This window comes from Helicobacter pylori (assembly GCF_014496485.1).
GTDB classification, from domain to species: Bacteria; Campylobacterota; Campylobacteria; order Campylobacterales; family Helicobacteraceae; genus Helicobacter; species Helicobacter pylori_DD.
On sequence record NZ_JACTAX010000007.1, the window covers coordinates 39229 to 61423 of the forward strand.

A 22195-nucleotide genomic window follows, 5' to 3' on the forward strand; every position below is an offset into this window, starting at 1 on the left:
TCAAATTGGATTTTTCAAGGATCAATTTATGAGGAAATTAGAAATTTTAATTAGGAATGCGAAAAACCACTTTAATCAGATTAAGATTTTGAGCGTTGTTAAGGTTGCTTGTGTGGTGTTTGCTGTCGTTATCTTTCTTGTGTGCGGCAAGAAAGATTGGGTGCGATAAATTCAATAATATTCTCGCTTTCTTTTTTGATGTCAATCAAACCCATATCGTTTGAGCCATTGGGCGGGGTGATGCCCAAAAATCGTTCATTGAAAGGCCGCCATCTGGTAATAGAGGCGCTGAGTTCGTTAGGGTAAAACCCAATAGATTGGTTGTCAAACAAAGCGTTCACATGCAAAGGGCCTGAAGCGTTCCCAATATAGACGGACAAATTCGCGCACAATTTGGCCAAATCCACTAAACTATGGCTCGTATCATAAAGATGGGCGAAAGGGACTTTTTTAAGGAGTTCTTCTGTGGCTTTTCTCTCGCTTGGCCCGCAAATAAGAATGATCTCACAACTTAATTTTTCATGCAAGATTGTAATCAACTCAATGAAATGCGAAGCGGGCAATACGGGCGAACTGCCTCCGCTATGCATATGCACGCCAATCCACAACAAACCAACATTAGCGTTGAGTTTTGAAGCGATGAGGGATCGCTCTTTGGATTTGTCTTTAAGCTTCCATGCGATTTTTTTAAGTTGAGCGTTAGGAAGATTATGATCTTTACAAAATACATGGATGAGATCCAAATTGTATTCGTATTCGGTTTTTAAACACAGCGATCGGCTTTGGCGCACGCTCTTTTGATAAAGCCAAGAATAGATTTTAGTCTTTGGGGCTAGGATATAAGGAATAAATTTCCTCAAACTAAAAGCAAGTTTAGCGTTTTTAAAATTAGAAAATAAAAAGATAAGAGCGTCAATGGATTTACTTTTGAGAGTGGCGCTCAAATGGTTGTCTTCTATAATGACTTCATCAATGAAAGGGAATTCTAAGGCTATTGGGGTGGTATAGCTAGGCACAACCACGCCCAAATACACTTCTTTGCCTTTTTCTAAAAAAGCATGCTTGAGAGCGATTAAAGCGGGTATGGCTAAAATAAAATCGCCTAACTTGTCGTTACGGATCACAAAAACTTTTTGAGAGTTTTCTTTATCTTTGCATTTTAAATCTTCAAACCCTACAAAATCCATGACTCCGCCTAAGAGATCAAATTTTTTGTCATGTTAGCAAAAATCGTTCTTATGCGATGGATAAATTTTATTTTTTATTCTGCCATGCTTTTATAGGCTCATCTTCCCATGTGCCATAGAGAGAATTGGGTAAAATGATCCACTCTGTGCCGAATTTTTGAGCGTTTTGCAAGACTTTAGCTCGTTGTTCTTGGCTGTTTTTAGCGTCTTTAGCAAAAAGTGCGTCAAAATCATGCAAAGTGTCGCCCACTTGTAAAACAATCTCATAATCCTTAGCGACTAATTCTCGCCTAACGGCTTTAGGCTTGCCTTTTTCTTTCAATAAAACGGATTCTTCACTCACTTGGGGGAGTTTAAAACTTTTGAGCGTTTTTAAAGTGAATGCCTTATTTTTTTGCGTGCGGTTAGAAATGTAAAAAATCTTAACGCCCTTAGAATTAGCGTATTCTAAAAAGTCTAGCGCTCCAGGAATGAGCGTAAGAGAGCCTTCTTTTTCAAATTTATCCCAAGTTTCTGGGGTGTATTTGATGCAATTTTTGACTAAATAGCCCGCATAATCAAAAGTGTTTAAAACGGTTTCATCTAAATCCAAGATGACGGCTGGCTTTTTGTCTTTAACGAGCTTAAGGTTATTGTCTAGTGCCATTTTTGCCATTTTGTAACTTTGCAATTGCAAGGCTCTGATCTCAGCGCTTTGCTGATGATACTTAACGCTTCTTGTTAGGGGCGAAACGCATTCTTTAGCATTTAAAACACTCATCAAACTCAATCCTAATAAAACTGATGCAAGGGTCTTTTTTATCATAACAACACCTACCTAATGGAGATTTTTTGTATTATACCTTAAAACAGACGATTAGGAGTATTTTACCATTAACCAATTTGTTGTATAGTTGGCGTTTTTAATTCAAAATGAAGCGAGGAAACAATGAAAAAAATGTTAGCGTTCACCCTTTTGGGCGTTAGTTTGGTGTTTGCAAAACCTTATATGATTGATAAGGCAAACTCTAGCGTGTGGTTTGAGGTTAAACACTTCAAATTCAATGAAACAAGAGGCGTGTTTGATAGTTTTGATGGCAAAATTGATGCCGATCCTAATACCAAGGCTCTCAATGTTTTTGAAGGCAAAATTGATATTAAAAGCATTAACACTAGGAACAAAAAAAGAGATGACCACCTAAAAACAGCAGAGTTTTTTGATGCCATGAAATACCCCAAAGGGAGCTTTAAAATGACCAAATACGAAGATGGTAAAATCCATGGAGATTTGACCCTTCATGGCGTAACCAAGCCTATCGTATTGGAAGCCAAAATCCAAGCCCCCTTACAAAACCCCATGAATAAAAAAGAATTCATGGTGTTACAAGCTGAAGGCAAAATCAACCGCAAGGATTTTGGTATCGGTAAAACCTTTAGCGACGCTGTCGTTGGGGATGAGGTAAAAATTGAGCTCAAACTAGAAGCTTACGCTCAATAATCGTTTTGCAAGAGGTAGATGTTTTCTTCTCTTGCGTTTTTCTAACGGCACAAAAACTTTTATTTTAACTTTGATACACCATATCCCAAAATTGGTATTCGTATTCGCTTGTAGTGATAAAAATCTCCTTTAATTTTTCAATTTCTTGTTTTGAAGAAGCGTGAGTGAGAGAATCAAGCAAATTGATATTCCAATTTACGCACGCTTGAAATTCTTTTGAACTATAGCCCTTAATCCAATGCCCATAAAAGGCATGTTCTAAGGCGTTGGGGATTTGGCTTAAATTTTGCGCGATCGCTAAATAGCTCCAACCACAGGATAGAACAGCCGCCGCAACTTCTTTGATAGAGCCCTTAAACCCTTCAGCGAGCATGTAGCTTGTATAGGATTGGTTAGCTAGAGTGGGGCGTGCGTTTTGCAATTCTTTTGGAGTGATTTGAAGTTCTCTAATGTAATGGTTATGGATACTCATCTCGTTATTCAAAATATCCTGTATAGCGTTAGAAAACTCCCTCATCACCGCTTCATCACAAGCCTTAACTACGCCCAAAGCAAACACCTTAGCGTATTCTAAAAGAAACAAATAATCCTGAATAATATAAAAACGGAATTTATCTCTTTCTAAAGTCCCACGCCCTATGCCTTGAACAAACGGATGGGAAATACAATCCCCCCAAATAGATTGCGCGTTTTGATACAGATATTGTGAAACTTGCATTTTTACACTCCTAAAATCAATTCAATACGCATTCTAACACAAAAGCTCGCAAATATGGTATAAAAATTTGTTTTTAAAAGATTTGTGAGTGGACTCTTGCTTTCAAAAATTGAACGCTGTATTAAAATATCTGTGATTTTGAATAGCGATTAATGATATTATAGGGCTTGTATTGGTTGTTTAAGATTGGCTATCTTTTGTAATCACAAAAGGTTAATTCCATCTCGCTCTGTAGGTTTTGATTTTTAGAAGTTTTTATTATGGGAACTTGTAGTATGGCACTTACAAGATAGGAGTCAATCTTAGATGCATGGTTTCAAACCTATTACAGAGCGAGATGGAATTAACCCTACTATTTATGATTGGTTTAACCTCTGTATGAAGTCATATCGACCAAAACTCAAAATAGTTTAGTATAAAAATAAAAAAGCGTCTAATATATTCAAAATAGGCGTTCAATTTTTAAGCGGTTGGTGTAAAAACGCAATTAAAGGCTTTAATGCTTGAAACTTAACGCTCTAAAACCATAAAACTAATCATTTACTTTAATCTTGTAGTTTGTGTATAAACAAAACATTTATTGAGCTTCTTGTGATATTTCGCTGATCTGTAACAATTCTCTTAATGCGATTGTGGTATAAATATTCTTATCAAGGTGTGCCAAACATGCCTTGAATCTCAATTTTATGAAAGGATTTGTTATGAGTGGATTAAGAACTTGTGTAGTGGTTTTATGCGGTGCAATGGCTAATGCGGCTGTAGCTGGTCCTAAAATAGAGGCAAGGGGTGAATTAGGCAAACTTATAGGGGGTGGTGTTGGGGGTTTTGTTGGTGATAAAATTGGAGGAGCAATTGGGGTTCCTGGAGGTCCAGTGGGTATTGGATTAGGGAGATTTCTTGGTAGCACAGCAGGAGGATATATTGGGTCTGAAATAGGCGATAGGGTAGAAGATTTTATCCGTGGCGTTGATAGAGAACCGCAAGCCCCAAGAGAACCCACCTATGATCGTCATTTCGTGTATGATAGGTAGCTTTGGGCAAGAAAGGAGAGAGCATGAACATCAAAAAGCGTTTGAGCGACTGGGAATATCAATGGGCGGTGGCCATAGTCTATGCGGGATGCATATCCACAATTCCTTATAGCCTAGGCGTTGTCGATCCACTTTTTAGCCCTAAAGATAGTTATTATGCATGGCTAACGCTTTTAATAGCAACCCTATTGTCTAACCTTTTATTTGACCCACGAGGTAGGGATTGTTATAAATCTTTCCAAGTAAGATACCCTAGGTTTCTCAAAGCCATTTTTAAGGCTAGGTTTTTTGGCGCGTTTCATGACGCTGTGTTAGGGGCAAGACTGAGGGATTTTTATATGGCACTTTTAACGATGCCCTTTATTGCCGCTATCCATGAAATTTCAGCGTATTGCGGGCATCCTAGCAATCTCCTTATAGAGGGTTTGGTTATGCTTGGCTTTCTTGTGTGTTTTGGGATTTGTTCTAGGCTTTGTGCTAAATTAGGGTGGTGATTTAACCCAAATAGCATTAAATGGAGGGGGGGAGTAAAAAATTAAAGAAACTTTAAAGCGCGTTCTCACTGATTTGTGTTACAATGAGAAGCATTTAAGGGGTGCTTTTTAAAACGCTCAAGCTTTTAAAAGGCTGAGATCAAACCCGTAGAACTTGTCAAGGTAATTCTTGCGTAAGGAAATAGCATGTTAATAACCACCCAACTATCCAAACGATTTTACGCCACGCTCATTCTTTCTTGCGTGTTTTTAACCATCACTAACATCCTTGTCAAAGGCTCGTTTATCAATCTTTTAGCAGGGCTTAGTGGGGTTTTGTATGCGTTTTTTGCCGGAGAAAGGCAAACGATTTGCTTTGTGTTTGGTCTTGTTTATAATTTGAGTTACGCTTATGTCGCTTATCAGTGGAAATTAAACGCTGATGTGATTTTATGCCTTTTTTTGTATATGCCGGTAACGATTTATGGGCTGTTCGCATGGAAAAAGACAGAGCAGCATGAGGGCGTTATCAAGGCTCAAAAACTTCCCAAAAATTGGCGTTTTATACTCGTTTTAGGCATAGGGGTTTTAACTTATGTGAGCGCTTTGTTTTTTAAAGAGATTAAAACGAATTTTTTATGGGCAGAGAGTTTTAATTTCGTCATCTTTATTATTGCTTTTATTTTACAGGTTTTGCGCTATATAGAAAATTATGCACTAGTAACTTTGGGGAATATCGTGTCCATTATCGTGTGGTTTTGTATTTTTCAAATTTCAACAGAGAGCTTGGTGCAACTCTTCACAACGATCCTATACCTTTTTATTGGTTTGTATTATTTTAACCGCTGGAACCAGTCATGCAAGCAGTGATTTTAGCGAATGGGGAGTTTCCTAAATCTCAAAAATGCTTAGACCTTTTAAAAAACGCTCCCTTTTTAATCGCATGCGATGGGGCTGTCCAGTCCTTGCATGCGCTTCAATTCAAACCCAGCGTTGTTATAGGCGATCTAGATAGCATTGATTCGCATTTGAAAGCCTTGTATAACCCTATATGCGTGAGCGAACAAGACAGCAACGATTTGTCCAAAGCCTTTTTTTATGCTTTGAATAAAGGCTTTGATGACTTTATTTTTTTAGGGTTGAATGGCAAGCGAGAAGATCACGCTTTAGCGAACACTTTTTTATTGTTGGAGTATTTTAAATTTTGCCAAAAAATCCAAGCCATAAGCGACTATGGTCTTTTTAGGGTGTTAGAAACCCCTTTTACTTTACCTAGTTTTAAAGGGGAGCAAATCTCGCTTTTTAGCTTGGATCTTAAAGCCCGATTCACTTCTAAAAACCTCAAATACCCCTTAAAAAACTTGCGTTTAAAAACCCTTTTTTCTGGCTCGCTCAATGAAGCCACAAATAGTTTTTTTAGCCTTAGCTCTACACCTAAATCGGTGGTGTTGGTGTATCAAAAGTTCTTATGAGCGGGTTTTGCTAGGCAAATTTTTGTCTGTATATTGCACCAGGTTAAGGAGCATTTGAATAAGCAAGTAGAGAAAGATTGATTCAGTTTCGCTTTGCGTGGAGATGGTAGGTTTAGTGTTTTTAATGTGCATTGTGTGGCGGACACAATGATAGGAGTTCATATTTTTTCAACAAAACCACTACAAAGCGAACAAATCAACCTATCACTCATATCGGCTAAAATCCAAAGCAGTTTAGTATAGAGGAATAGCCAATATCTAGCATGTCTAAAAAACAATCCATCTAACTTAATCTTCAGCAGTTGGATTTCTTAAAATCATCAAACCAATTAAAAATCTTAATAAAAATGTAAGGAATACCGCTCAAGTAAAGACAGAAAAATCTATTTGAACGATGAAGTTTAGGCGATTCAAGAATACAACAGGGTCATTAAAGGGTGGGATAAAAGCCAGTGCGAGTTTTGAGTTTATTTTAATTTTTTAAAAAATAGGGTTTTAGTTACTTTATTTTTGCAGTTTGGAGGTTATCGCTTAACTAAGCTCTTTTATATTTTGATTACAGAAAATGCTTTTTAGATTTCATGATCAATAAAACAAAGTCAAAGCTTTTGAGCACTTCTTTTAAAATAAGATAAATCAAAGCGATAATACCAACCAAGACTAAATCTTGGCTAGCAGTCCATCACATTTCACACAAATTCAATGGTGGCTAGAGTGGAAGCGTCCCCTCTTCTAAAAGTGGTGCGTTGGATTCTGGTGTATCCGCCATTCCTTTGTGCGTATTTGGGCGCGATTTCAGTTACAAGCTTGTGGGTGGCTTCTTTGTTTTGCAAATACGCAAAAACATGGCGGTGCGCATTAAAATCGCCCACACGAGCCGCTGTTGTTAATTTCTCAATGTAACTGCGCAACTCCTTAGCTTTATAAATCCCTGTTTCAATTTTGTTATGCTCAATCAAAGCGATCGCTAAATTCTTTAATAACGCCTTCCTGTGCGAGCTGGTTCTCCCAAGCTTGCGGTATCCGTGTTTGTGTCTCATCAGTCGTTACCTCCTTTATCTTCTAATTTTTCTAATCTTTTCTTTAAACTCTCTCTTTGTTCATGGCTTAATTCTGTGCCTACCGGATAGCCCAAATCATTCAATTTTTCAGCGATTTCATCATAGGATTTTTTACCCATGTTTTTCACGCCCTTAAGCTCTTCTTCGCTCATCAACACGAGTTCGCCCACATACTTGATGCCGATTTTATCCAAGCAATTAAAACACCTGGCACTCAAATTCATGCTTTCAATTTTAGCGCTCAAATCTTTAGCGTCATCTCTTTGAGCGTAATCGCCTGAATACTCCGTGTTAGCAATGGGTCTTTCGCCAAAAACGCCTAGTTGCTTGCTCATCACTTTCACCGCTGACAAAAACGCTTTATAAGGGTCAATCTGCCCGTCTGTTTCAATATCAAAAATGATTTTTTCATAGTTGGGATCGCCCTCAACCAGAACATTTTCAATCTCATAAACGACCTTTTTAATCGGCGTGAAAGATCCGTCTAGCGGCATGTAGCCCTCAGGCATCAATTCCCTTGTGTTTTCGCTTGGGACATACCCCATTCCTTTATAGATAATGAGCGAAAAATTCAATTGAGCGTCTTCGTTGATTGTCGCTAGGGGCATTTCCGGATTGACGATTTCTATCTGCTCAGAATTCAAATCCCTAGCCCTAAGTTCCATAGGCCCTTTAAAAGAATAATCCACCACAACCGATTGGTTTTCTAAAGAACTATCCTGCCCCACTAACGCCTTGGCTATAAAGCGGATATTCTTTAAATTCATGATAAAAAGCGACACGTCTTCAGTAACCCCCCTTAATGAGTCAAACTCATGATGGACGCCTTCAATCTTTAAACCTACAGGAGCATACCCCACAGAGCTTAAAAGCAAGAGCCTTCTAATAGGATGAGCGAGCGTAACAGCGTAACCAAACTCAAATGGAGCCAGAGAAATCTTAACCCGATTGCCCTCTTTCTCTAGCACCTTAATTTCTGATGGGATCAAAGGTGCTGTTTTGATAACTTTCATGCTCTAACCCCTTACTTAGAATACAATTCCACAATGAGTCTTTCTTCAATAGGGACAACCACTTCTTCTCTTTCAGGGTAGCGGGTGAAGATGCCGTATTTTTTATCTTTTTCCACATCAATCCATGGCACAATCCCTGTTTGAGCTGTCAATTCCATCGCGCGCACCACTTGAGGGTTGCTCTTGGTTTTTTCTTTGATCTCAATTTTTTGCCCTGAACGCACGAAATAAGAGGGAATATCCAAACGCTTACCATCCACAAGCACATGCCCATGCGTTACCAATTGCCTAGCAGAGCTTCTAGTGGTCGCAAACCCCATGCGATAAACGACATTATCCAATCTTCTCTCAATCAAGCGGATAAGGTTTTCACCCGTATTGCCGTCCAAGCGATTGGCTTCCACAAAAATACTCCTGAATTGCTTTTCAGAAATGCCATACATCATTTTAGCTTTTTGCTTTTCTTTCAACTGCAACCCATAATCAGAAGTCTTAGCGCGTCTTTGCCCATGCTGACCTGGCCCATAAGCCCTTCTATCTAGCGCGCTCTTCCCGCTCAATCGCCTTTCACCTTTTAAGGCTAAAGAAACCCCAAAACGCCTTTCTAGTCTTTCTACTGCGCCTCTATATCTTGCCATAAAGCCTCCTTACACTCTTCTTCTTTTAGGGGGTCTGCAACCATTATGAGGGAGCGGGGTGATGTCTTTAATCCAAAGCACTTTAACGCCCTCTGTCGCGCCCACGCTCTTAATGGCGGTCTCACGCCCACTGCCTGGCCCTTGAACCTTAATGCCCACTTCTTTAACGCCATGCTCTTTAGCCTTGCTTAGAGCGCTTTCTACAGCTTGTTGGGCCGCATAAGGGGTGGATTTTTTAGAGCCTTTAAACCCTAAACCGCCCGCCGTGCTCCAGCAAATCACATTGCCCATTTCATCAGTGATAGTGATGTTGGTATTATTAAAGGTCGCTGAAATATAAACAACCCCTCTAGCAATATTCTTTTTGACTACTTTCTTTTTAGCCACTACATTTCTCTTAGCCATTAAATCATCATCTCCTTATCCGCTACTTGCTGCCCACGGTTTTTTTCTTACCCTTACGAGTCCTAGCGTTATTTTTAGTGGTTTGGCCTCTCACAGGAAGACCCTTACGGTGCCTGATCCCACGATAATTCCCTAAGTCCATTAAGGATTTAATATCCATTTGAACTTTTTTACGCAAATCGCCCTCTACTAAGTAGCTTTGCTGGATTTTTTTAGCGATGCTAGACACTTCATCTTCGCTCAATTCATGCACGCGCTTATCAAAAGAAATGCCCACCGCTTCTAAAATCTCTCTGGAACTCTTAAGCCCAATCCCATAAATATAGGTAAGGGCATACTCTACTCTCTTCTTTTTTGGTAAATCTACACCAGCAATCCTTGCCATGCTTTATCCTTGTCTTTGTTTGTGTTTAGGGGTAGCGCAGATCACTCTAATAACGCCCCTTCTTTTAATGATTTTGCACTTATCGCACATCTTTTTCACTGATGGCCTGACTTTCATGATTTTTCTCCTTTGAAAAAATTAGGCACTACTAAAAACTTTTATATTAACATATTTTCATTGAAATAACCCTTAAATTCATTTATATCTAAAAGTTATCCGACCCTTGTCTAAGCTATAGGGCGTAAGCTCTAGCTTGACCCTATCGCCTAAAGCAATCCTAATATAGTGCATGCGCATCTTTCCAGAAATACGGCACAACACCACATGCTTATTGTCTAACTCCACCTTAAAAGTAGCGTTAGGCAACGCCTCAATCACTTTCCCATCCACTTCTATAACATCATCTCTTGCCATTAACGCTCCGTAAGAATCACTGCTTTATTGCCAACTATGGCGATAGTATGCTCATGGTGGCTTGTGTTAAGCCCATCCACTGAAACCACGCTCCACTTATCCGCTAGTATTTTAGGCTCGCCCTGTTTTTGACACACCATAGGCTCTAAGCAAAATACCATGCCCTCTTTGATTTTAGGGCCGCTATTAGCCTTGACGCCTTTTTCTAGGTAGTTGGGGATTTCTGGCTCTTCATGGGGTTTTTTACCAATGCCATGCCCACAAAATCCTTTCAAAGGCACAAAGCCCCTTTCTACAATAGCGCCCTCTAAAATCTGACTCAACTCTTTAAAATGCATGCCCACTCTAATGGAGTTAATGGCATGCATCAAGCTCTCTTCAGAGCAAGCGAGCAATTTTTCATCTTGCGGGCTTATCGCGCCTATAGGAAGCGTGAGAGCCGAATCGCCATAATAGCCATCCACCTCCACCCCCAAATCCAAGCCTATAATATCCCCTTCTTGTAAAACATAATCCGTAGGAATGCCATGAATAACCACCTCATTTAAGGACATGCACACCGAGTTGGGGAAACCATAGAGCCCCTTAAAAGCAGGCCTAGCATGAGAGGATTTAATAAAATCTTCAGCCATTTTATCCAGCTCTAAAAGTGAAACCCCAGGCCTTACTTCTCGCTCTAAAAGGGCTAACGCTTGCGCAGTTAATTCCCCAGCTTTTCTTAGAGCTTTGATTTCTTTTGGGCTTTTAATAGAGATCGCCATTAAAAGCCTACCGCGCTTAAAGTTTTATACTTGCTCATATAAATTTGCGCTTCAATCTTTTTCATGGTGTCAATAGCGACTTGAACCACAATCAGCACCGCCGTGCCTCCAAAGTAAAAAGGCACGCCCATAGCCTTAACCAAAATCCAAGGCACGGTAGAAATGAGCGCCAAATACAACGAACCCCACAAAGTGAGTTTGCTCGCTACAGCATTCAAAAACGATGAAGTCCCCTCTCCAGGCCTAAGCCCTGGAATATACCCGCCATTACGCCTCAAACTATCCGCAATATCCTTAGAATTGAACACGATAGAAGAATAAAAGTAAGCAAAAAAGATGATGAGTAAGAACATCAAAATATTATACGCATACCCTTGCGGGCTTAAAAAATCCGCAATCGCTTGCAAAGTCTTATTGCTTGTGGCTTGCTGTAAAATCGTAGAAGGGAACACGAGCAACGCTGAAGCGAAAATGGGGGGGATCACCCCGCTTAAATTCAACTTAATGGGAATGTAATTCATGATACGCTTGTTTTGGTTTTGCATCACCACTTTACGCGCATAAGAAATAGGGATTCTGCGCTCAGCTAATTCCACATAGATAATCGCAAAAATCGTCGCCAAAACAATCAGCACAATACCGATGAGCATTAAGATATTAATAACGCCCGTATTGACCAAATTGAATGTGCCTGAAATAGCTGATGGGATCCCTGAAACAATCCCGGCAAAAATAATGAGGCTAATCCCATTCCCCACGCCCCTTTGCGTGATTTGCTCCCCTATCCACATAAGCAACATCGTCCCTGTAAGCATAGAAAACGCTGAAACGATCATAAAGACTTGCATATCAATCATGATCGCCCCATTGGCTCCTCCGCTAATGCTCCTTAAGCCCACTGAAACGCTCACCGCTTGGATTAGGGTGATTAAAATGGTCAAATAGCGCACGATTTGCATGTATTTTTGCATGCCGTCTCGCTCTTTTTTCATTTTAGCCAGGTTAGGGAAAGTCGCGCTCAAAAGCTCCATGATAATGGAAGAAGTGATATAGGGCATGATACCCAAAGAGATGATGCTCAAGCGAGAAACCGCATTCCCGCTAAACATGTTAAACAACCCCAAAGCGTTGTTGGAGTTGCTGTCAAAAAAAGCCTTGATCGCTGCTAAATCTACGCCAGGAATGGGGATATAAGCTAAGACTCTGTAGAGAAATAAAAAACCCAAAGTGATGAGTATCTTACTAGCAATAGCTTTATTCATAATAACTTATTCCTCTTAAATCAAGCTGATACAATAGGGGCATTATTTCTGCCCGCTTGTTTTGATTCTCTCATCTTTAATTTTAGAAGCTAGGTTTTTAGCGTCTTTACCGATCAATTTCACGCCTTCAATATAAAGGGGGAAATGGTGTAAGGCGCGCAAGCTTGAAAAAGTAATCTCTTCTAAATTTTTAATCGCTTCATTCTTTTCCACATTGATAGAATAGATATGAGAATCTTTAGCCCTAAAACCTATTTTAGGCAAACGGCGTTGTAAGGGTTGCTGCCCTCCTTCAAAGCCTCTTTTAGCCTTATAGCCTGTCCTTGCGGTTTGGCCTTTACCGCCCCTTGTGGCAGTTTTTCCCATGCCGCTTCCTTGACCACGGCCCACTCGTTTGATTTTCTTAACGCTACCTTTAGCCGGTTTTAAATTTTCTAATCCCATTACAATATCCTTTTTAACTACGCCTTGATTTTCGCTAAAGCGTCAAAAGTCGCGCGCACCACATTATAGGGGTTGTTGGAGCCTAAAGATTTGGTTAGAATATCCTTAATGCCTGCTAATTCCACGATAGGGCGCGTTGAACCCCCAGCAATCACTCCCGTTCCCTCACTTGCCGGTTTGAGTAAAATACGGCTTGCGTTGTATTTATGCTCAATATCATGAGCGATAGTCGTGCCTTTAATGGTTACATGAATTAGGTTTTTAAACGCATCATCTACCGCTTTTTTAATCGCATCAGGGACTTCTTTAGCCTTGCCCAAACCAAAGCCTACAAGCCCATTTTTATTGCCCACAACCACTAAAGCGTTAAAACGAAACCGCCTACCGCCCTTAACCACTTTGGTTACACGACCAATATTCACAACGACTTCTTGAAACTCTTCTCTGTTAATCTCTTCCATACCTTTCCTTTCTGTCATAGAGCGATCCCGTTCTCTCTCAAGCTTTCAGCAAACGCTGCCACCACGCCATGATAGAGGTAACCATTCCTGTCATAAACCGCTCGCTCAATCCCTGCTTTTTTCAATTCTTCAGCAAAGAGAACACCTAATTTTTTAGCGTCTTCTTGCGTGTTTTTAAAGCCCATTTTCCTGCCATCAATATGCGTTATGGTGCTTTGTTTAACATCATCAATCGCTTGCGCATAGAAATAGCGATTCGAACGAAAAACGCTCACCCTAGGCCTTAACGCATCGCCCAAGAGCTTGCTTTTAATCCTTAATTTTCGGCGATCCCTTAAGGCTTTCTTTTTATACAATGCTTTCGCGTTCATCACTCCACCTTATTTATTTTTTAGCTGTCTTACCAGCTTTTCTAATAATGACTTCATTGCTGTATTTCACGCCCTTGCCCTTGTATGGCTCTGGGGGTCTGAAGCTCCTGATTTCAGCGGCGACTTGCCCTACTTTTTGCTTATCGCTCCCTTTGATAGTGATCGTGTTTTTTTCCACCACCATTTCAATCCCTGCTGGAATGGGGTATTTCACCGGGTGGCTAAAACCCAAGCTCAAATCCAAAGTTTTATGACCCAAAGCTACCTTATAGCCCACGCCATTGACTTCTAAAGTCTTACTGAAACCGGTGCTTAAGCCTATTACAATGTTATTCGCTAAAGCCCCATAAGTCCCCCAATAAGCCCTAGACTGCGCGTCTTCGCCCACAGGCTGGAAGCTCAATTGGTTGTTTTCAAGCGTGATTTTCACTCGGTTATGAGTTTCTAACTCATGCTTTTCTTTATTGTTTTTAAAAAGAAGCTTGCTCCCTTCAACGCTCGCTTGCACAGAGCTTGGAATTTCAATGATTCTTTTCCCAATTCTTGACATTTTCAATCCTTTACCAAATGCTACAAAGCACTTCGCCACCGACATTCTGTCTGTAAGCTTCTTCGTTAGTGATCACCCCTTTAGAAGTGCTTACCACAATCACGCCATAGCCATTTTTAAAGCGCTTCAACTCGTTTTTTTGCTTATACACACGACGACCGGGCTTGCTTAAGCGCTTCACTTCGCTGATTTTTGAATGCCCTTTTTCATCATAAGCCAATTGCACATAAACCGATTGTTTCTTGTCTTTATCTTTGACATTGAAATCTTTAATGAAGCCTTTTTCTTTAAAAATCTCTAAAATAGAAACCACGATCTTTGCGTAATAAAGCTGTGTGAATTCTAATCGGCGCATGGAAGCGTTTCTCAAACGAGTTAATGAATCTGCAATTATATCATTTACCATATCTTATCCTTACCAACTGGCTTTTCTCAAGCCTGGGATGAGTCCCTCACTGCCCATTTTTCTTAGGCACACCCTACAAAGCCCAAAATCCCTATAAACCGAATGAGGTCTCCCACAAATGCGGCATCTGGTATAAGCCCTTACTTGGAATTTTGGTTTCCTCTGAGCCTTTGCTATCATTGATTTTTTAGCCATATTAATCCCTTATCTCACTTTTGCAAAAGGCAATCCAAGCAATTCTAACAACTTGAACGCTTCTTTATCGTTGTCCGTAGAAGTTACCATAGTGATGTTCATGCCATGACTGACCATAATATCATCATAAACCACTTCCGGGAAAATCAACTGCTCATTGATCCCAAAGGTGTAATTCCCACGCCCATCAAAACCATTTCGTGAAATCCCTCTAAAGTCTTTCACTCTGGGTAATGAAATCACAATCAGCTTTTCTAAGAAATTATACATGCGTTTATTCCTTAAGGTAACTTTCGCCCCTACCGCCATGCCTTCTCTGATCTTAAAGCCTGCAACGGATTTTTTCGCTTTAGTGATAACGGCTTTTTGCCCTGCAATCAAAGAAATCGTTTGCGCGATATTTTGCATGATTTTCATGTCTTTTGCATGAGCCCCAGCGCCCACGCTGATAACGATTTTTTCTAGCTTGGGTAAAAGCATGGGGTTTTTGATGTCTAATTCTTGAGCGAGTTTTGCCCTCACTTCATCTTGATAAAATTGTTTCAAACCAAACATGTATCCAACTCCTTAGGCTTTCTTCACATTGGAAATGTGCATGGGCTTTTCTTTATGGATAAAGCCCCCTTTAGGGTTATCATCAGTAGGTTTAATCGCTTTTTTCACCACCTTACACCCTTCAACAACCACTTGAGAAGTCTTAGGCAACACCGCTAAAACCTTAGCGACCTTGCCCTTATCGTCTCCTGCAATGACTTTCACCATGTCATTTTTTTTGATTTCGCTTTTCATTATACAACCTCCGGTGCTAGAGAAATAATTTTCATGAAATTAGCGTAACGCACTTCTCGGCTCACTGGCCCAAAAATCCTTGTGCCAACAGGATCTTTTTTAGCGTCCAAAATCACCACTGCATTGTCATCAAAACGCACCAAAGAACCATTTTTCCTTTGGATTTCTTTTTTCGTTCTCACCACAACGGCTTTGACGACTTGACCACGCTTCACCTTACCATTAGGGATAGCTTTTTTCACGGAAGCCACGATCACGCTACCCACGCTCGCATAGCGTTTGTGACTGCCTCCTAACACCTTAATGCACATGATTTCTTTCGCGCCGCTATTGTCAGCGACATTCAATCTCGTAAAACTCTGTATCATGCTTATACTCCCACTACTAAAATTTCTTTAAGCGTGAAGGACTTGGTTTTAGAAAGCGGTCTGCACTCAATCGCGCTCACAAAATCCCCTACTTTCACCTGATTGTTTTCATCATGGATGGTGTATTTTTTGAACTTTTTAACAATCTTGCGGTATTTTTCATGCACCACTTTTCTTTCCACAAGAATCACAGCGCTTTTTTCAGCAAACTTGCTGATAACCTTGCCTTGCACTAACCTCTTATGCGGCTCTTTCGTATTCATTGCTTACCCTTTTTTACTCAACGCTAGAAGAATAATGCGCATTAATGGCCGTGTTAATGCGAGCGATATTTCTTCTGGCTTTCTTAATCTCGTTAGGATTACTCAATTGCATAGCCTTTAACTTAATGCGCAACTCAAAAAGCTCCGCTTTTTTAGCATGCAACAACTCTTCTAATTCCTTGATACTCTTATCTTTCAATTCAGTATATTTCATTTTCGCTCTCACAAGTTACAATTTTGGTTTTAAAAGGAAGTTTGCTCTGAGCTAGTGCTAAAGCTTCTCTCGCTAGTCCTTCTTCAATGCCTAGCATTTCATAAACGATTCTGCCCGGCTTGATATTCATCACCCATTTTTCCACAGAGCCTTTACCTTTACCCATTCTCGTTTCTAAAGGTTTAGCGGTCAAAGGCTTATCAGGAAACACTCTAATCCACACCTTACCCGCTCTTTTAATGTGCCTTGTCATGGCCACCCTTGCGGATTCAATCTGGCGTGAATCAATCCTCCCATGCTCTATGGCTTTAATCGCAATATCCCCAAACGCAATGGAGTTACCACGATGGGCTTTCCCACGATTGCGCCCTTTCATTTGCTTTCTGTATTTTGTTCTTTTTGGCATTAACATGATTATTGCCTCCCTCTTCTGCTTCTTCTAGGCTCTCTTTCTTCTTTAGCCTCTTCTTTTTTCTCAAATTGGATGCCTTTTTGCAAAACTTCCCCTTTGAAAATCCACACTTTCACGCCAATAATACCATATACCGTCATCGCTTCAGCAAAGCCGTAATCAATCTTAGCCCTTAAGGTGTGTAAAGGCACGCGCCCTTCCATATACCATTCGGTGCGAGCGATTTCAGCCCCTGCTAAACGGCCAGAAACGCGCACCTTGATCCCTTTAGCGCCGGATTTTAACGCCGCTTGCATGACTTTTTTCATCGCGCGGCGGAAAGCGACCCTTTTTTCTAGTTGGGTGGCTACATTTTCTGCGGCTAATTGGGCGTCAGCTTGGGGGCGTTTGACTTCTTTAATATTAATGGAGACTTCTTTTTTAATGAGCGTTTTTAGGCCTTCTTTGACTTTTTCAATATCCACGCCTTTTTTACCAATGATAAGCCCTGGGCGAGCCGCTACGACCGTAACGCGCAGTTTTTTAGCCGCTCTTTCAATCACAATCTCGCTCACGCCGGCATAATAAAGCTCTTTTTTAAGGAATTTCCTAATCTTATTGTCTTCATCAATATTGCTTGGAGCGGTGCGAGCGCTAGGGAACCATCTGGAAGTCCAATTCCTATTAATACCTAATCTTAAACCTACCGGATTAACTTTTTGTCCCATGCCCTACTTACCTTCTGCTTGATTTTTTTTATGGCTTTTAGAAGATTTCATTTCTTTCCCTTCTGCTACTTCTACGAATACATGAGATGTTGGCTTTCTAATGGCTGTGGCTCTGCCTTTAGCCCTTGGAATGGAACGCCTAAGCACAGGGCCAGCATCCACTCTGCAAGAAACAATCAGAGCGCTCTTGGCGTCTAATGAGCCGTTAGCGACCGCAGAAGCCACCACTTTTGAAAGCACTCTAGCCGCTTTATTGGGCGTAAATTCCAAACTAGCGATCGCTAATTCAGCGTTCATGCCTTGGATCTGTCTTGCAATCAATCTGGCTTTAGTAGGAGATAACCGCACAAATCTTAATAACGCTTTACTCATTCTACCCCCTTACTTGCCAATCTTTTTTTGGACACTGCCTTTGTGCCCTTTAAAAGTTCTTGTAGGAGCGAATTCCCCTAACTTATAACCCACATGGTTTTCTGTGATATACACAGGGACAAAAACCCTGCCATTATGCACATTATAAGTAAAACCAATCATTTCAGGCAAAATGGTGCTTCTTCTAGACCATGTTTTAATCGGGCGGTTATCCTTACCCTCTTTTGCCTTGAGCGTTTTTTTCATCAAGTGGTCGTCTATAAAAGGACCCTTTTTAATTGACCTAGACATTCTTTAACCCTTTATTTATGTTTCTTTCTGGAAATGATGAGCTTGTCGCTAGCTTTTTTCTTTCTAGTTTTATAGCCCTTAGCTGGAGTGCCCCAAGGCGATACAGGATGACCGCTTGTCCCTGTTTTACCCTCACCCCCACCATGCGGGTGATCCACTGGGTTCATCGCGCTACCACGAGTTTGTGGGCGAATCCCTCTATGGCGGTTACGCCCTGCCTTACCGATAGAGACATTGATAAAATCCTCATTCCCTACCACGCCAACACTCGCCATGCATTCGCTTAGAATGTAGCGCATTTCAGAGCTTGGCATCCTAATAATGGTGTATTTATTTTCTCTACCCATGATTTGAGCGCTCATTCCTGCACTTCTAGCTAATTGCCCACCAGCCCCTGGATGCATTTCAATGTTATGCACCACCGTTCCTATGGGGATATTTTTTAACTTCATCGCAAAGCCCACTTTAATATCCAAACCGCCTTCAGCAGCGATAACGCTATCGCCCACTTTCAAACCGCTTGGCTGTAAAATATAGCGTTTGTCCCCATCAGGATAGACTACAAGAGCGATGCGCGCGTTTCTGTAAGGATCATACTCAATCGCAACTACTTTCCCTTCAATGTTGTATTTGTTGCGCTTGAAATCAATAATGCGGTAGAGTTTTTTAGCCCCTCTCTCTTTGTGGCGGCTGGTGATTCGCCCGTTATTGTTCCTCCCTGCTGTCGCTTTAAGCTTAGTGAGTAAGCCTTTGACACTGCTTTTTGCGGTAATGTCTTTAGAGTCCAACACCGACATGAAGCGTCTGCTTGGGGTGTAGGGCTTATAAGTTTTAATCGCCATAACGCTTTCTCCTTTCTACGCGCCAAGGGCGGCAATGCTAGCGCCCTCTGGAACTTTCACATAAAATTTCTTAAACGACTTTCTTTGTCCAAGCTTCCCTCTAAAGCGTTTCACCTTACCTTCTTGTTTCAAAGAATTGATTTTCAAAGGCTCAAAGCCAAAGTAAGTTTTAAACACTTCTTTGAGCTGGTTTTTGGTTACATTTTGAGCCGTTTGGACCACTAAAACACCTTTTTCTTGCAATCCTAATGACTTTTCAGTGTAAAGAATTGACTTTATATCCATGATGTCTGCCATTTTTTACTCCTCTGTCTTATCTTGCACCGCATGCTGAAACGCCGCTTCTTCCATCACGACAGAGCTAAACGCCGCTAAAAGATAAGCGTTTAACTCGCTCACATCAATAATGAGGCATTTTTTAAGGTTACTAAAGGCTAACTCGGTGTATTCGTCCATGTTTAAACACACAAACAAAGTGTCTCGTTGCTCTAAAGCCTGGAACATTTGGTTGGCTTCTTTAGTCAAATGCTTCCTTTTATTGTCTTCAACCACGCCCTTTATAGCGATTTTTTCCACCACAAACAGCTTGTTCGCTTGCGCTTTTTCTTCTAAAGCGTATTCTAAAGCCAAGCGTTTTTGTTTTTTGTTGATTTTAAGGTTGTAATTGCGCTTATTCGTAGCCCCATGAGAGACACCCCCACCCACAAACACAGGCGAAGTGATGCTCCCTGCTCTGGCTCTTCCGCCCCCTTTTTGCGCCCAAGGCTTCCTACCGCCCCCGCTCACTTCAGCGCGGTTTTTACTTTTAGCGGTATTAGCGCGCGCAGAAGATAAATAATGTTTCACATAAAGATAGAGGTTATGGCTGTTGATACCCTCATATCTTTTAGGTAACTCCACGCTACCCTTTTCTTTCAAATGGCTGTCTAAAACGATGGCCTTACTCATATCAAACCCTTTATATTATATTCAATGTATGGTTTTATACCGCTCTAATGCGTCCATAAGCCCCAGAAAAGCCGGCCACTGAACCCTTTAGCACTAACACCATACTTTCTTTATCAAAAGAGAGCACCTCGTTTTGGCAAGTAACTAGCTCATTGCCATAATGCCCTGCCATTTTCCTACCCTTTTGCACTCTTCCTGGCCATTCTCTGTTACCAATAGAGCCAGGACGGCGATGGAAACGGCTCCCATGCGCTGCAGGCCCACCTTGGAAATTCCAACGCTTCATCACCCCCGCAAAGCCTCTCCCCTTCGTTTTAAAGCTCGCTTTAACCCTTTTAAGCGTTTCTAAAGCGCTCAAATCCAAATCGCCCAACTCTTGTTGTTGGGAAGCTTTTAAGGTGGCGAAATGGTTAAACTCTTTGCTGAGTTGGTATTTTTTTTGCTGGCCTTCAATCGCCTTATTGTGTTTTTTATGCATCGCATAGGCCACTAAAGCTTTCCCGTTTTCTAGCTGGCACACTTTCGCTTGCAAGACTTTAAGCAAGGTTACAGGCGTGCTGTTAGCGTCAATCGTGCGGCTCATGCCTATCTTTTGAACTAAAAATTCCATATCTAACCCTTATTTTATGATCTCAATGCGTTAGGACTACTTCGTTTCCATAGAAGTTACTTCTACATCCACTTCAGGAGCTAAATCCAACTTCATCAAGCTATCCACGGTTTCTGGGGTGGCCGAGATAATATCAATCAATCGGCTATAAACCCTAATCTCAAACTGCTCTCTTGAATCCTTATTGACATGCGGGGAGCGCAAAACGGTGTAACGCTTATTCTTAGTCGGTAAAGGGATAGGCCCTCTAATTTCAGAACCTGAGCGCTTTACGGCTTCCACGATAGCCACAACAGAGCGATCCAACACTCTATGGTCATAAGCTTTGAGCTTCAACCTGATTTTTTCCATAAACTCTCCTAAAAGAACTCGTTTCATTCGTTACTCAAAACAGAATAAAACAATAAAATAAAAACTGAAATACTACTCAAAATGCGCTATTTAGTCAATAACTTTTGCTATTTTTAGGGCTTTTTAGAGATTTTTACTTCCTTTTTATAAGGAAATATAAAAAAATGCGCTACGATTATCTTAATCCAATCCCATTTGAAAGGAAGTTCATGCCCCTTTCTTGCTTGCACCCTTTTGGGCCTTTTGAAACCCCTAAAGAGCCGGCTTTGAACAACCCGCTTTCAAACCCGCCTTCAAGCGATAAAATCTGTCTTTTAGGGCCGATGAAATCCGGTAAAACCACTTTCGCCCTCAAACTAGCGAAAAATTTTAAAAACCCTGTGTATATCAATTACAATGACATGCGTTTGAGTAAAAACATTCTAAGCTCATGGCTTTTAAAATGGCATTTGGAAAAGAAAATGGATTTGCTCATTTTAGACAATATAGAGCGCTTGGATTTCAGCCTGCCAAAGCTTTCTAAAATCGTTCTTATCCCTAATTATTTAAGCCCCATAGCGGAAAAAGATTTTAGCTTGCGCTATGCGTTAGGGTTGGATTTTAAAGAATACACTAGCTTTTTCAAGCCCAACACCCCTAAAAACACCCTGTTTAACCGCTTTTTAAGAGACGGCAACGCTTTAGATTCGCTTTTTACAGAAAATGGGCAAGAAAAAATCCTAAAAAAACAAGAAAATATTCAATTAATCTTTCAAGCTTACGCCCCCTTAATAGCTAAAATCTGCGCGTATCAATCTAAGTTTGTGAGCGCTTTTTATCTTTATACGCAGCTCAAAAAAGAGCTTAAAATCTCTAAAGACACCCTTTATAAATTGTTACACGCGCTAGAAAAACAGCGCATCCTTTTTTTAGTCCCCAGTTTTGAAAACCATAAAACCAAATTGTATCTGTGCGATTTTGCCCTGCCTTATAGCCTGACTCCTAGCCCTTCGCTTTTAAACGTTTTTGAAAACATGGTTTTTTTAGAGCTTTACAAGCAATTCCCAAACTACGAGCTTTACTCCCATGACAACGGGATTTTTATCTTGCATAAAAATTCTACCAACAAGCTCGCCCTCATCGCCCACGCTTTCCCCACGCCCCATTTTTTAGAAAAACAGCTTTTATGGTGCCATGAGCATGGGTTTTTAAATATCGTGGTGGTTTCTATCAACGCCCCCATTTCAGCAACTAATCCCCCCTACAAACACCTTAATTTCATTGATTTTTCTTTGGATATTCAATCTATTTTGATATAATAGTTA

At 40.7% G+C, this 22195-nt stretch carries 39 protein-coding genes; 7 read left to right on the plus strand and 32 right to left on the minus strand.

Features of this window, described 5'->3' with window-relative positions; translation table 11 throughout:
• Nucleotides 1–28 precede the first annotated feature (28 nt).
• Nucleotides 29–169, plus strand: a complete 141-nt coding sequence (locus tag IC572_RS04890) for a hypothetical protein (RefSeq protein ID WP_162968290.1) — start codon at nucleotides 29–31, stop codon at nucleotides 167–169.
• Here the strand turns inward: IC572_RS04890 and IC572_RS04895 are convergent.
• Both IC572_RS04895 and IC572_RS04900 read right to left on the minus strand, forming a co-directional pair.
• Complete coding sequence (locus tag IC572_RS04895; protein ID WP_187855260.1) at nucleotides 129–1187, minus strand: glycosyltransferase family 9 protein; 1059 nt, start codon at nucleotides 1185–1187, stop codon at nucleotides 129–131. The two genes, IC572_RS04890 and IC572_RS04895, sit on opposite strands and share 41 nt — an antisense overlap.
• A gap of 67 nt (nucleotides 1188–1254) precedes the next feature.
• Nucleotides 1255–1992 carry a 5'-nucleotidase, lipoprotein e(P4) family gene (locus IC572_RS04900; protein WP_025461113.1) on the minus strand — a complete coding sequence of 246 codons (738 nt, stop codon included), beginning with the start codon at nucleotides 1990–1992 and terminating at the stop codon, nucleotides 1255–1257.
• A 123-nt stretch (nucleotides 1993–2115) separates the two neighbouring features.
• On the opposite strand from IC572_RS04900, the gene IC572_RS04905 reads away from it, so the two are divergent.
• Nucleotides 2116–2664, plus strand: coding sequence for a YceI family protein (locus tag IC572_RS04905; protein ID WP_187855261.1), 549 nt, complete (start codon nucleotides 2116–2118; stop codon nucleotides 2662–2664).
• Nucleotides 2665–2728: 64 nt separating this feature from the next.
• On the opposite strand, the gene tenA is transcribed toward IC572_RS04905, so the two are convergent.
• Nucleotides 2729–3382 carry a thiaminase II gene (gene tenA / locus IC572_RS04910; RefSeq protein ID WP_187855262.1) on the minus strand — a complete coding sequence of 218 codons (654 nt, stop codon included), beginning with the start codon at nucleotides 3380–3382 and terminating at the stop codon, nucleotides 2729–2731.
• A gap of 701 nt (nucleotides 3383–4083) precedes the next feature.
• On the opposite strand from tenA, the gene IC572_RS04915 reads away from it, so the two are divergent.
• From IC572_RS04915 to IC572_RS04930, 4 genes are all read left to right on the plus strand, one after another.
• Nucleotides 4084–4413 carry a pantothenate kinase gene (locus IC572_RS04915; protein ID WP_187855263.1) on the plus strand — a complete coding sequence of 110 codons (330 nt, stop codon included), beginning with the start codon at nucleotides 4084–4086 and terminating at the stop codon, nucleotides 4411–4413.
• Nucleotides 4414–4436: 23 nt separating this feature from the next.
• The gene (locus IC572_RS04920; RefSeq protein ID WP_147746384.1) at nucleotides 4437–4907 is read left to right on the plus strand and encodes a hypothetical protein; all 471 of its coding nucleotides are present in this window, start codon (nucleotides 4437–4439) and stop codon (nucleotides 4905–4907) included.
• Nucleotides 4908–5093: 186 nt separating this feature from the next.
• Nucleotides 5094–5756, plus strand: a complete 663-nt coding sequence (pnuC, locus tag IC572_RS04925) for a nicotinamide riboside transporter PnuC (protein ID WP_120853992.1) — start codon at nucleotides 5094–5096, stop codon at nucleotides 5754–5756.
• Nucleotides 5744–6358 carry a thiamine diphosphokinase gene (locus tag IC572_RS04930; RefSeq protein ID WP_187855264.1) on the plus strand — a complete coding sequence of 205 codons (615 nt, stop codon included), beginning with the start codon at nucleotides 5744–5746 and terminating at the stop codon, nucleotides 6356–6358. The genes pnuC and IC572_RS04930 overlap by 13 nt, the downstream gene beginning before the upstream one ends.
• A gap of 689 nt (nucleotides 6359–7047) precedes the next feature.
• Here IC572_RS04930 and rplQ read toward each other — a convergent pair.
• The 29 genes from rplQ to rpsJ all read right to left on the minus strand — a co-directional run bounded on the left by rplQ (nucleotide 7048) and on the right by rpsJ (nucleotide 20891).
• Entirely contained in the window at nucleotides 7048–7398 is a 351-nt protein-coding gene (rplQ, locus tag IC572_RS04935; protein ID WP_001216119.1) for a 50S ribosomal protein L17, read from the minus strand.
• Nucleotides 7398–8432, minus strand: coding sequence for a DNA-directed RNA polymerase subunit alpha (locus tag IC572_RS04940; protein ID WP_000864546.1), 1035 nt, complete (start codon nucleotides 8430–8432; stop codon nucleotides 7398–7400). Before IC572_RS04940 ends, rplQ begins: the two co-directional genes overlap by 1 nt.
• An 11-nt stretch (nucleotides 8433–8443) precedes the next feature.
• Complete coding sequence (gene rpsD, locus IC572_RS04945) at nucleotides 8444–9070, minus strand: 30S ribosomal protein S4 (protein WP_187855265.1); 627 nt, start codon at nucleotides 9068–9070, stop codon at nucleotides 8444–8446.
• 9 nt (nucleotides 9071–9079) lie between these two features.
• Entirely contained in the window at nucleotides 9080–9475 is a 396-nt protein-coding gene (gene rpsK / locus IC572_RS04950; RefSeq protein ID WP_001129297.1) for a 30S ribosomal protein S11, read from the minus strand.
• Nucleotides 9476–9497: 22 nt separating this feature from the next.
• Nucleotides 9498–9860, minus strand: coding sequence for a 30S ribosomal protein S13 (gene rpsM, locus IC572_RS04955; protein WP_000090809.1), 363 nt, complete (start codon nucleotides 9858–9860; stop codon nucleotides 9498–9500).
• 3 nt (nucleotides 9861–9863) lie between these two features.
• Nucleotides 9864–9977 (minus strand): 50S ribosomal protein L36, encoded by a 114-nt coding sequence (rpmJ, locus tag IC572_RS04960; RefSeq protein WP_000868339.1) that lies wholly within the window; start codon nucleotides 9975–9977, stop codon nucleotides 9864–9866.
• 78 nt (nucleotides 9978–10055) lie between these two features.
• Nucleotides 10056–10274 carry a translation initiation factor IF-1 gene (gene infA, locus IC572_RS04965; RefSeq protein ID WP_000090248.1) on the minus strand — a complete coding sequence of 73 codons (219 nt, stop codon included), beginning with the start codon at nucleotides 10272–10274 and terminating at the stop codon, nucleotides 10056–10058.
• On the minus strand, nucleotides 10274–11035 hold the full coding sequence (gene map, locus IC572_RS04970; protein ID WP_039081851.1) for a type I methionyl aminopeptidase: 762 nt from the start codon (nucleotides 11033–11035) through the stop codon (nucleotides 10274–10276). Before map ends, infA begins: the two co-directional genes overlap by 1 nt.
• Nucleotides 11035–12297, minus strand: a complete 1263-nt coding sequence (secY, locus tag IC572_RS04975) for a preprotein translocase subunit SecY (protein WP_187855266.1) — start codon at nucleotides 12295–12297, stop codon at nucleotides 11035–11037. The genes map and secY overlap by 1 nt, the downstream gene beginning before the upstream one ends.
• 42 nt (nucleotides 12298–12339) lie before the next feature.
• On the minus strand, nucleotides 12340–12741 hold the full coding sequence (gene rplO, locus IC572_RS04980) for a 50S ribosomal protein L15 (RefSeq protein WP_000522153.1): 402 nt from the start codon (nucleotides 12739–12741) through the stop codon (nucleotides 12340–12342).
• Between the two features lie 17 nt (nucleotides 12742–12758).
• Complete coding sequence (gene rpsE, locus IC572_RS04985) at nucleotides 12759–13202, minus strand: 30S ribosomal protein S5 (protein ID WP_001860543.1); 444 nt, start codon at nucleotides 13200–13202, stop codon at nucleotides 12759–12761.
• Between the two features lie 14 nt (nucleotides 13203–13216).
• The gene (rplR, locus tag IC572_RS04990; RefSeq protein WP_000991857.1) at nucleotides 13217–13573 is read right to left on the minus strand and encodes a 50S ribosomal protein L18; all 357 of its coding nucleotides are present in this window, start codon (nucleotides 13571–13573) and stop codon (nucleotides 13217–13219) included.
• Between the two features lie 13 nt (nucleotides 13574–13586).
• Nucleotides 13587–14123 carry a 50S ribosomal protein L6 gene (gene rplF, locus IC572_RS04995; protein ID WP_187855267.1) on the minus strand — a complete coding sequence of 179 codons (537 nt, stop codon included), beginning with the start codon at nucleotides 14121–14123 and terminating at the stop codon, nucleotides 13587–13589.
• Nucleotides 14124–14133: 10 nt separating this feature from the next.
• Entirely contained in the window at nucleotides 14134–14529 is a 396-nt protein-coding gene (rpsH, locus tag IC572_RS05000; RefSeq protein WP_000245805.1) for a 30S ribosomal protein S8, read from the minus strand.
• Between the two features lie 9 nt (nucleotides 14530–14538).
• The gene (locus IC572_RS05005) at nucleotides 14539–14724 is read right to left on the minus strand and encodes a type Z 30S ribosomal protein S14 (RefSeq protein WP_001085694.1); all 186 of its coding nucleotides are present in this window, start codon (nucleotides 14722–14724) and stop codon (nucleotides 14539–14541) included.
• Nucleotides 14725–14733: 9 nt separating this feature from the next.
• Nucleotides 14734–15279, minus strand: coding sequence for a 50S ribosomal protein L5 (rplE, locus tag IC572_RS05010; protein ID WP_000467354.1), 546 nt, complete (start codon nucleotides 15277–15279; stop codon nucleotides 14734–14736).
• A gap of 12 nt (nucleotides 15280–15291) precedes the next feature.
• Entirely contained in the window at nucleotides 15292–15513 is a 222-nt protein-coding gene (gene rplX, locus IC572_RS05015) for a 50S ribosomal protein L24 (protein ID WP_000834238.1), read from the minus strand.
• Nucleotides 15513–15881 carry a 50S ribosomal protein L14 gene (rplN, locus tag IC572_RS05020; protein WP_077643097.1) on the minus strand — a complete coding sequence of 123 codons (369 nt, stop codon included), beginning with the start codon at nucleotides 15879–15881 and terminating at the stop codon, nucleotides 15513–15515. The genes rplX and rplN overlap by 1 nt, the downstream gene beginning before the upstream one ends.
• A 2-nt stretch (nucleotides 15882–15883) precedes the next feature.
• On the minus strand, nucleotides 15884–16144 hold the full coding sequence (gene rpsQ / locus IC572_RS05025) for a 30S ribosomal protein S17 (protein WP_001092746.1): 261 nt from the start codon (nucleotides 16142–16144) through the stop codon (nucleotides 15884–15886).
• 13 nt (nucleotides 16145–16157) lie between these two features.
• Nucleotides 16158–16358 carry a 50S ribosomal protein L29 gene (gene rpmC, locus IC572_RS05030; protein WP_000877877.1) on the minus strand — a complete coding sequence of 67 codons (201 nt, stop codon included), beginning with the start codon at nucleotides 16356–16358 and terminating at the stop codon, nucleotides 16158–16160.
• Nucleotides 16345–16770, minus strand: coding sequence for a 50S ribosomal protein L16 (gene rplP, locus IC572_RS05035; RefSeq protein WP_000928961.1), 426 nt, complete (start codon nucleotides 16768–16770; stop codon nucleotides 16345–16347). Before rplP ends, rpmC begins: the two co-directional genes overlap by 14 nt.
• A gap of 2 nt (nucleotides 16771–16772) precedes the next feature.
• Nucleotides 16773–17477, minus strand: coding sequence for a 30S ribosomal protein S3 (gene rpsC, locus IC572_RS05040; RefSeq protein WP_000529972.1), 705 nt, complete (start codon nucleotides 17475–17477; stop codon nucleotides 16773–16775).
• Nucleotides 17478–17480: 3 nt separating this feature from the next.
• Entirely contained in the window at nucleotides 17481–17849 is a 369-nt protein-coding gene (gene rplV, locus IC572_RS05045) for a 50S ribosomal protein L22 (RefSeq protein ID WP_000030375.1), read from the minus strand.
• 9 nt (nucleotides 17850–17858) lie between these two features.
• Complete coding sequence (gene rpsS / locus IC572_RS05050) at nucleotides 17859–18140, minus strand: 30S ribosomal protein S19 (RefSeq protein ID WP_000091385.1); 282 nt, start codon at nucleotides 18138–18140, stop codon at nucleotides 17859–17861.
• Between the two features lie 11 nt (nucleotides 18141–18151).
• Nucleotides 18152–18982 carry a 50S ribosomal protein L2 gene (gene rplB / locus IC572_RS05055; RefSeq protein WP_000985818.1) on the minus strand — a complete coding sequence of 277 codons (831 nt, stop codon included), beginning with the start codon at nucleotides 18980–18982 and terminating at the stop codon, nucleotides 18152–18154.
• Between the two features lie 15 nt (nucleotides 18983–18997).
• The gene (locus tag IC572_RS05060) at nucleotides 18998–19279 is read right to left on the minus strand and encodes a 50S ribosomal protein L23 (RefSeq protein ID WP_000763613.1); all 282 of its coding nucleotides are present in this window, start codon (nucleotides 19277–19279) and stop codon (nucleotides 18998–19000) included.
• Nucleotides 19280–19282: 3 nt separating this feature from the next.
• Nucleotides 19283–19930: a 50S ribosomal protein L4 gene (gene rplD, locus IC572_RS05065; protein WP_000030132.1), complete on the minus strand. Its 648-nt coding sequence runs from the start codon at nucleotides 19928–19930 to the stop codon at nucleotides 19283–19285.
• A gap of 34 nt (nucleotides 19931–19964) precedes the next feature.
• Entirely contained in the window at nucleotides 19965–20540 is a 576-nt protein-coding gene (rplC, locus tag IC572_RS05070; RefSeq protein ID WP_000395323.1) for a 50S ribosomal protein L3, read from the minus strand.
• Nucleotides 20541–20576: 36 nt separating this feature from the next.
• The gene (rpsJ, locus tag IC572_RS05075) at nucleotides 20577–20891 is read right to left on the minus strand and encodes a 30S ribosomal protein S10 (protein WP_000411561.1); all 315 of its coding nucleotides are present in this window, start codon (nucleotides 20889–20891) and stop codon (nucleotides 20577–20579) included.
• A 266-nt stretch (nucleotides 20892–21157) separates the two neighbouring features.
• Between rpsJ and IC572_RS05080 the strand changes: the two genes are divergently transcribed.
• Nucleotides 21158–22189, plus strand: a complete 1032-nt coding sequence (locus tag IC572_RS05080; RefSeq protein ID WP_332246575.1) for an ATP-binding protein — start codon at nucleotides 21158–21160, stop codon at nucleotides 22187–22189.
• Nucleotides 22190–22195: the final 6 nt, after the last annotated feature.

What these genes read in the sequence shown, in the direction of transcription:
- IC572_RS04890 (WP_162968290.1), top strand. Translation starts at nt 29, where the DNA reads ATGAGGAAATTAGAAATTTTAATTAGGAATGCGAAAAACCACTTTAAT.
- IC572_RS04895 (WP_187855260.1), bottom strand. Translation starts at nt 1,187, where the DNA reads ATGGATTTTGTAGGGTTTGAAGATTTAAAATGCAAAGATAAAGAAAAC.
- IC572_RS04900 (WP_025461113.1), bottom strand. Translation starts at nt 1,992, where the DNA reads ATGATAAAAAAGACCCTTGCATCAGTTTTATTAGGATTGAGTTTGATG.
- IC572_RS04905 (WP_187855261.1), top strand. Translation starts at nt 2,116, where the DNA reads ATGAAAAAAATGTTAGCGTTCACCCTTTTGGGCGTTAGTTTGGTGTTT.
- tenA (WP_187855262.1), bottom strand. Translation starts at nt 3,382, where the DNA reads ATGCAAGTTTCACAATATCTGTATCAAAACGCGCAATCTATTTGGGGG.
- IC572_RS04915 (WP_187855263.1), top strand. Translation starts at nt 4,084, where the DNA reads ATGAGTGGATTAAGAACTTGTGTAGTGGTTTTATGCGGTGCAATGGCT.
- IC572_RS04920 (WP_147746384.1), top strand. Translation starts at nt 4,437, where the DNA reads ATGAACATCAAAAAGCGTTTGAGCGACTGGGAATATCAATGGGCGGTG.
- pnuC (WP_120853992.1), top strand. Translation starts at nt 5,094, where the DNA reads ATGTTAATAACCACCCAACTATCCAAACGATTTTACGCCACGCTCATT.
- IC572_RS04930 (WP_187855264.1), top strand. Translation starts at nt 5,744, where the DNA reads ATGCAAGCAGTGATTTTAGCGAATGGGGAGTTTCCTAAATCTCAAAAA.
- rplQ (WP_001216119.1), bottom strand. Translation starts at nt 7,398, where the DNA reads ATGAGACACAAACACGGATACCGCAAGCTTGGGAGAACCAGCTCGCAC.
- IC572_RS04940 (WP_000864546.1), bottom strand. Translation starts at nt 8,432, where the DNA reads ATGAAAGTTATCAAAACAGCACCTTTGATCCCATCAGAAATTAAGGTG.
- rpsD (WP_187855265.1), bottom strand. Translation starts at nt 9,070, where the DNA reads ATGGCAAGATATAGAGGCGCAGTAGAAAGACTAGAAAGGCGTTTTGGG.
- rpsK (WP_001129297.1), bottom strand. Translation starts at nt 9,475, where the DNA reads ATGGCTAAGAGAAATGTAGTGGCTAAAAAGAAAGTAGTCAAAAAGAAT.
- rpsM (WP_000090809.1), bottom strand. Translation starts at nt 9,860, where the DNA reads ATGGCAAGGATTGCTGGTGTAGATTTACCAAAAAAGAAGAGAGTAGAG.
- rpmJ (WP_000868339.1), bottom strand. Translation starts at nt 9,977, where the DNA reads ATGAAAGTCAGGCCATCAGTGAAAAAGATGTGCGATAAGTGCAAAATC.
- infA (WP_000090248.1), bottom strand. Translation starts at nt 10,274, where the DNA reads ATGGCAAGAGATGATGTTATAGAAGTGGATGGGAAAGTGATTGAGGCG.
- map (WP_039081851.1), bottom strand. Translation starts at nt 11,035, where the DNA reads ATGGCGATCTCTATTAAAAGCCCAAAAGAAATCAAAGCTCTAAGAAAA.
- secY (WP_187855266.1), bottom strand. Translation starts at nt 12,297, where the DNA reads ATGAATAAAGCTATTGCTAGTAAGATACTCATCACTTTGGGTTTTTTA.
- rplO (WP_000522153.1), bottom strand. Translation starts at nt 12,741, where the DNA reads ATGGGATTAGAAAATTTAAAACCGGCTAAAGGTAGCGTTAAGAAAATC.
- rpsE (WP_001860543.1), bottom strand. Translation starts at nt 13,202, where the DNA reads ATGGAAGAGATTAACAGAGAAGAGTTTCAAGAAGTCGTTGTGAATATT.
- rplR (WP_000991857.1), bottom strand. Translation starts at nt 13,573, where the DNA reads ATGAACGCGAAAGCATTGTATAAAAAGAAAGCCTTAAGGGATCGCCGA.
- rplF (WP_187855267.1), bottom strand. Translation starts at nt 14,123, where the DNA reads ATGTCAAGAATTGGGAAAAGAATCATTGAAATTCCAAGCTCTGTGCAA.
- rpsH (WP_000245805.1), bottom strand. Translation starts at nt 14,529, where the DNA reads ATGGTAAATGATATAATTGCAGATTCATTAACTCGTTTGAGAAACGCT.
- IC572_RS05005 (WP_001085694.1), bottom strand. Translation starts at nt 14,724, where the DNA reads ATGGCTAAAAAATCAATGATAGCAAAGGCTCAGAGGAAACCAAAATTC.
- rplE (WP_000467354.1), bottom strand. Translation starts at nt 15,279, where the DNA reads ATGTTTGGTTTGAAACAATTTTATCAAGATGAAGTGAGGGCAAAACTC.
- rplX (WP_000834238.1), bottom strand. Translation starts at nt 15,513, where the DNA reads ATGAAAAGCGAAATCAAAAAAAATGACATGGTGAAAGTCATTGCAGGA.
- rplN (WP_077643097.1), bottom strand. Translation starts at nt 15,881, where the DNA reads ATGATACAGAGTTTTACGAGATTGAATGTCGCTGACAATAGCGGCGCG.
- rpsQ (WP_001092746.1), bottom strand. Translation starts at nt 16,144, where the DNA reads ATGAATACGAAAGAGCCGCATAAGAGGTTAGTGCAAGGCAAGGTTATC.
- rpmC (WP_000877877.1), bottom strand. Translation starts at nt 16,358, where the DNA reads ATGAAATATACTGAATTGAAAGATAAGAGTATCAAGGAATTAGAAGAG.
- rplP (WP_000928961.1), bottom strand. Translation starts at nt 16,770, where the DNA reads ATGTTAATGCCAAAAAGAACAAAATACAGAAAGCAAATGAAAGGGCGC.
- rpsC (WP_000529972.1), bottom strand. Translation starts at nt 17,477, where the DNA reads ATGGGACAAAAAGTTAATCCGGTAGGTTTAAGATTAGGTATTAATAGG.
- rplV (WP_000030375.1), bottom strand. Translation starts at nt 17,849, where the DNA reads ATGAGTAAAGCGTTATTAAGATTTGTGCGGTTATCTCCTACTAAAGCC.
- rpsS (WP_000091385.1), bottom strand. Translation starts at nt 18,140, where the DNA reads ATGTCTAGGTCAATTAAAAAGGGTCCTTTTATAGACGACCACTTGATG.
- rplB (WP_000985818.1), bottom strand. Translation starts at nt 18,982, where the DNA reads ATGGCGATTAAAACTTATAAGCCCTACACCCCAAGCAGACGCTTCATG.
- IC572_RS05060 (WP_000763613.1), bottom strand. Translation starts at nt 19,279, where the DNA reads ATGGCAGACATCATGGATATAAAGTCAATTCTTTACACTGAAAAGTCA.
- rplD (WP_000030132.1), bottom strand. Translation starts at nt 19,930, where the DNA reads ATGAGTAAGGCCATCGTTTTAGACAGCCATTTGAAAGAAAAGGGTAGC.
- rplC (WP_000395323.1), bottom strand. Translation starts at nt 20,540, where the DNA reads ATGGAATTTTTAGTTCAAAAGATAGGCATGAGCCGCACGATTGACGCT.
- rpsJ (WP_000411561.1), bottom strand. Translation starts at nt 20,891, where the DNA reads ATGGAAAAAATCAGGTTGAAGCTCAAAGCTTATGACCATAGAGTGTTG.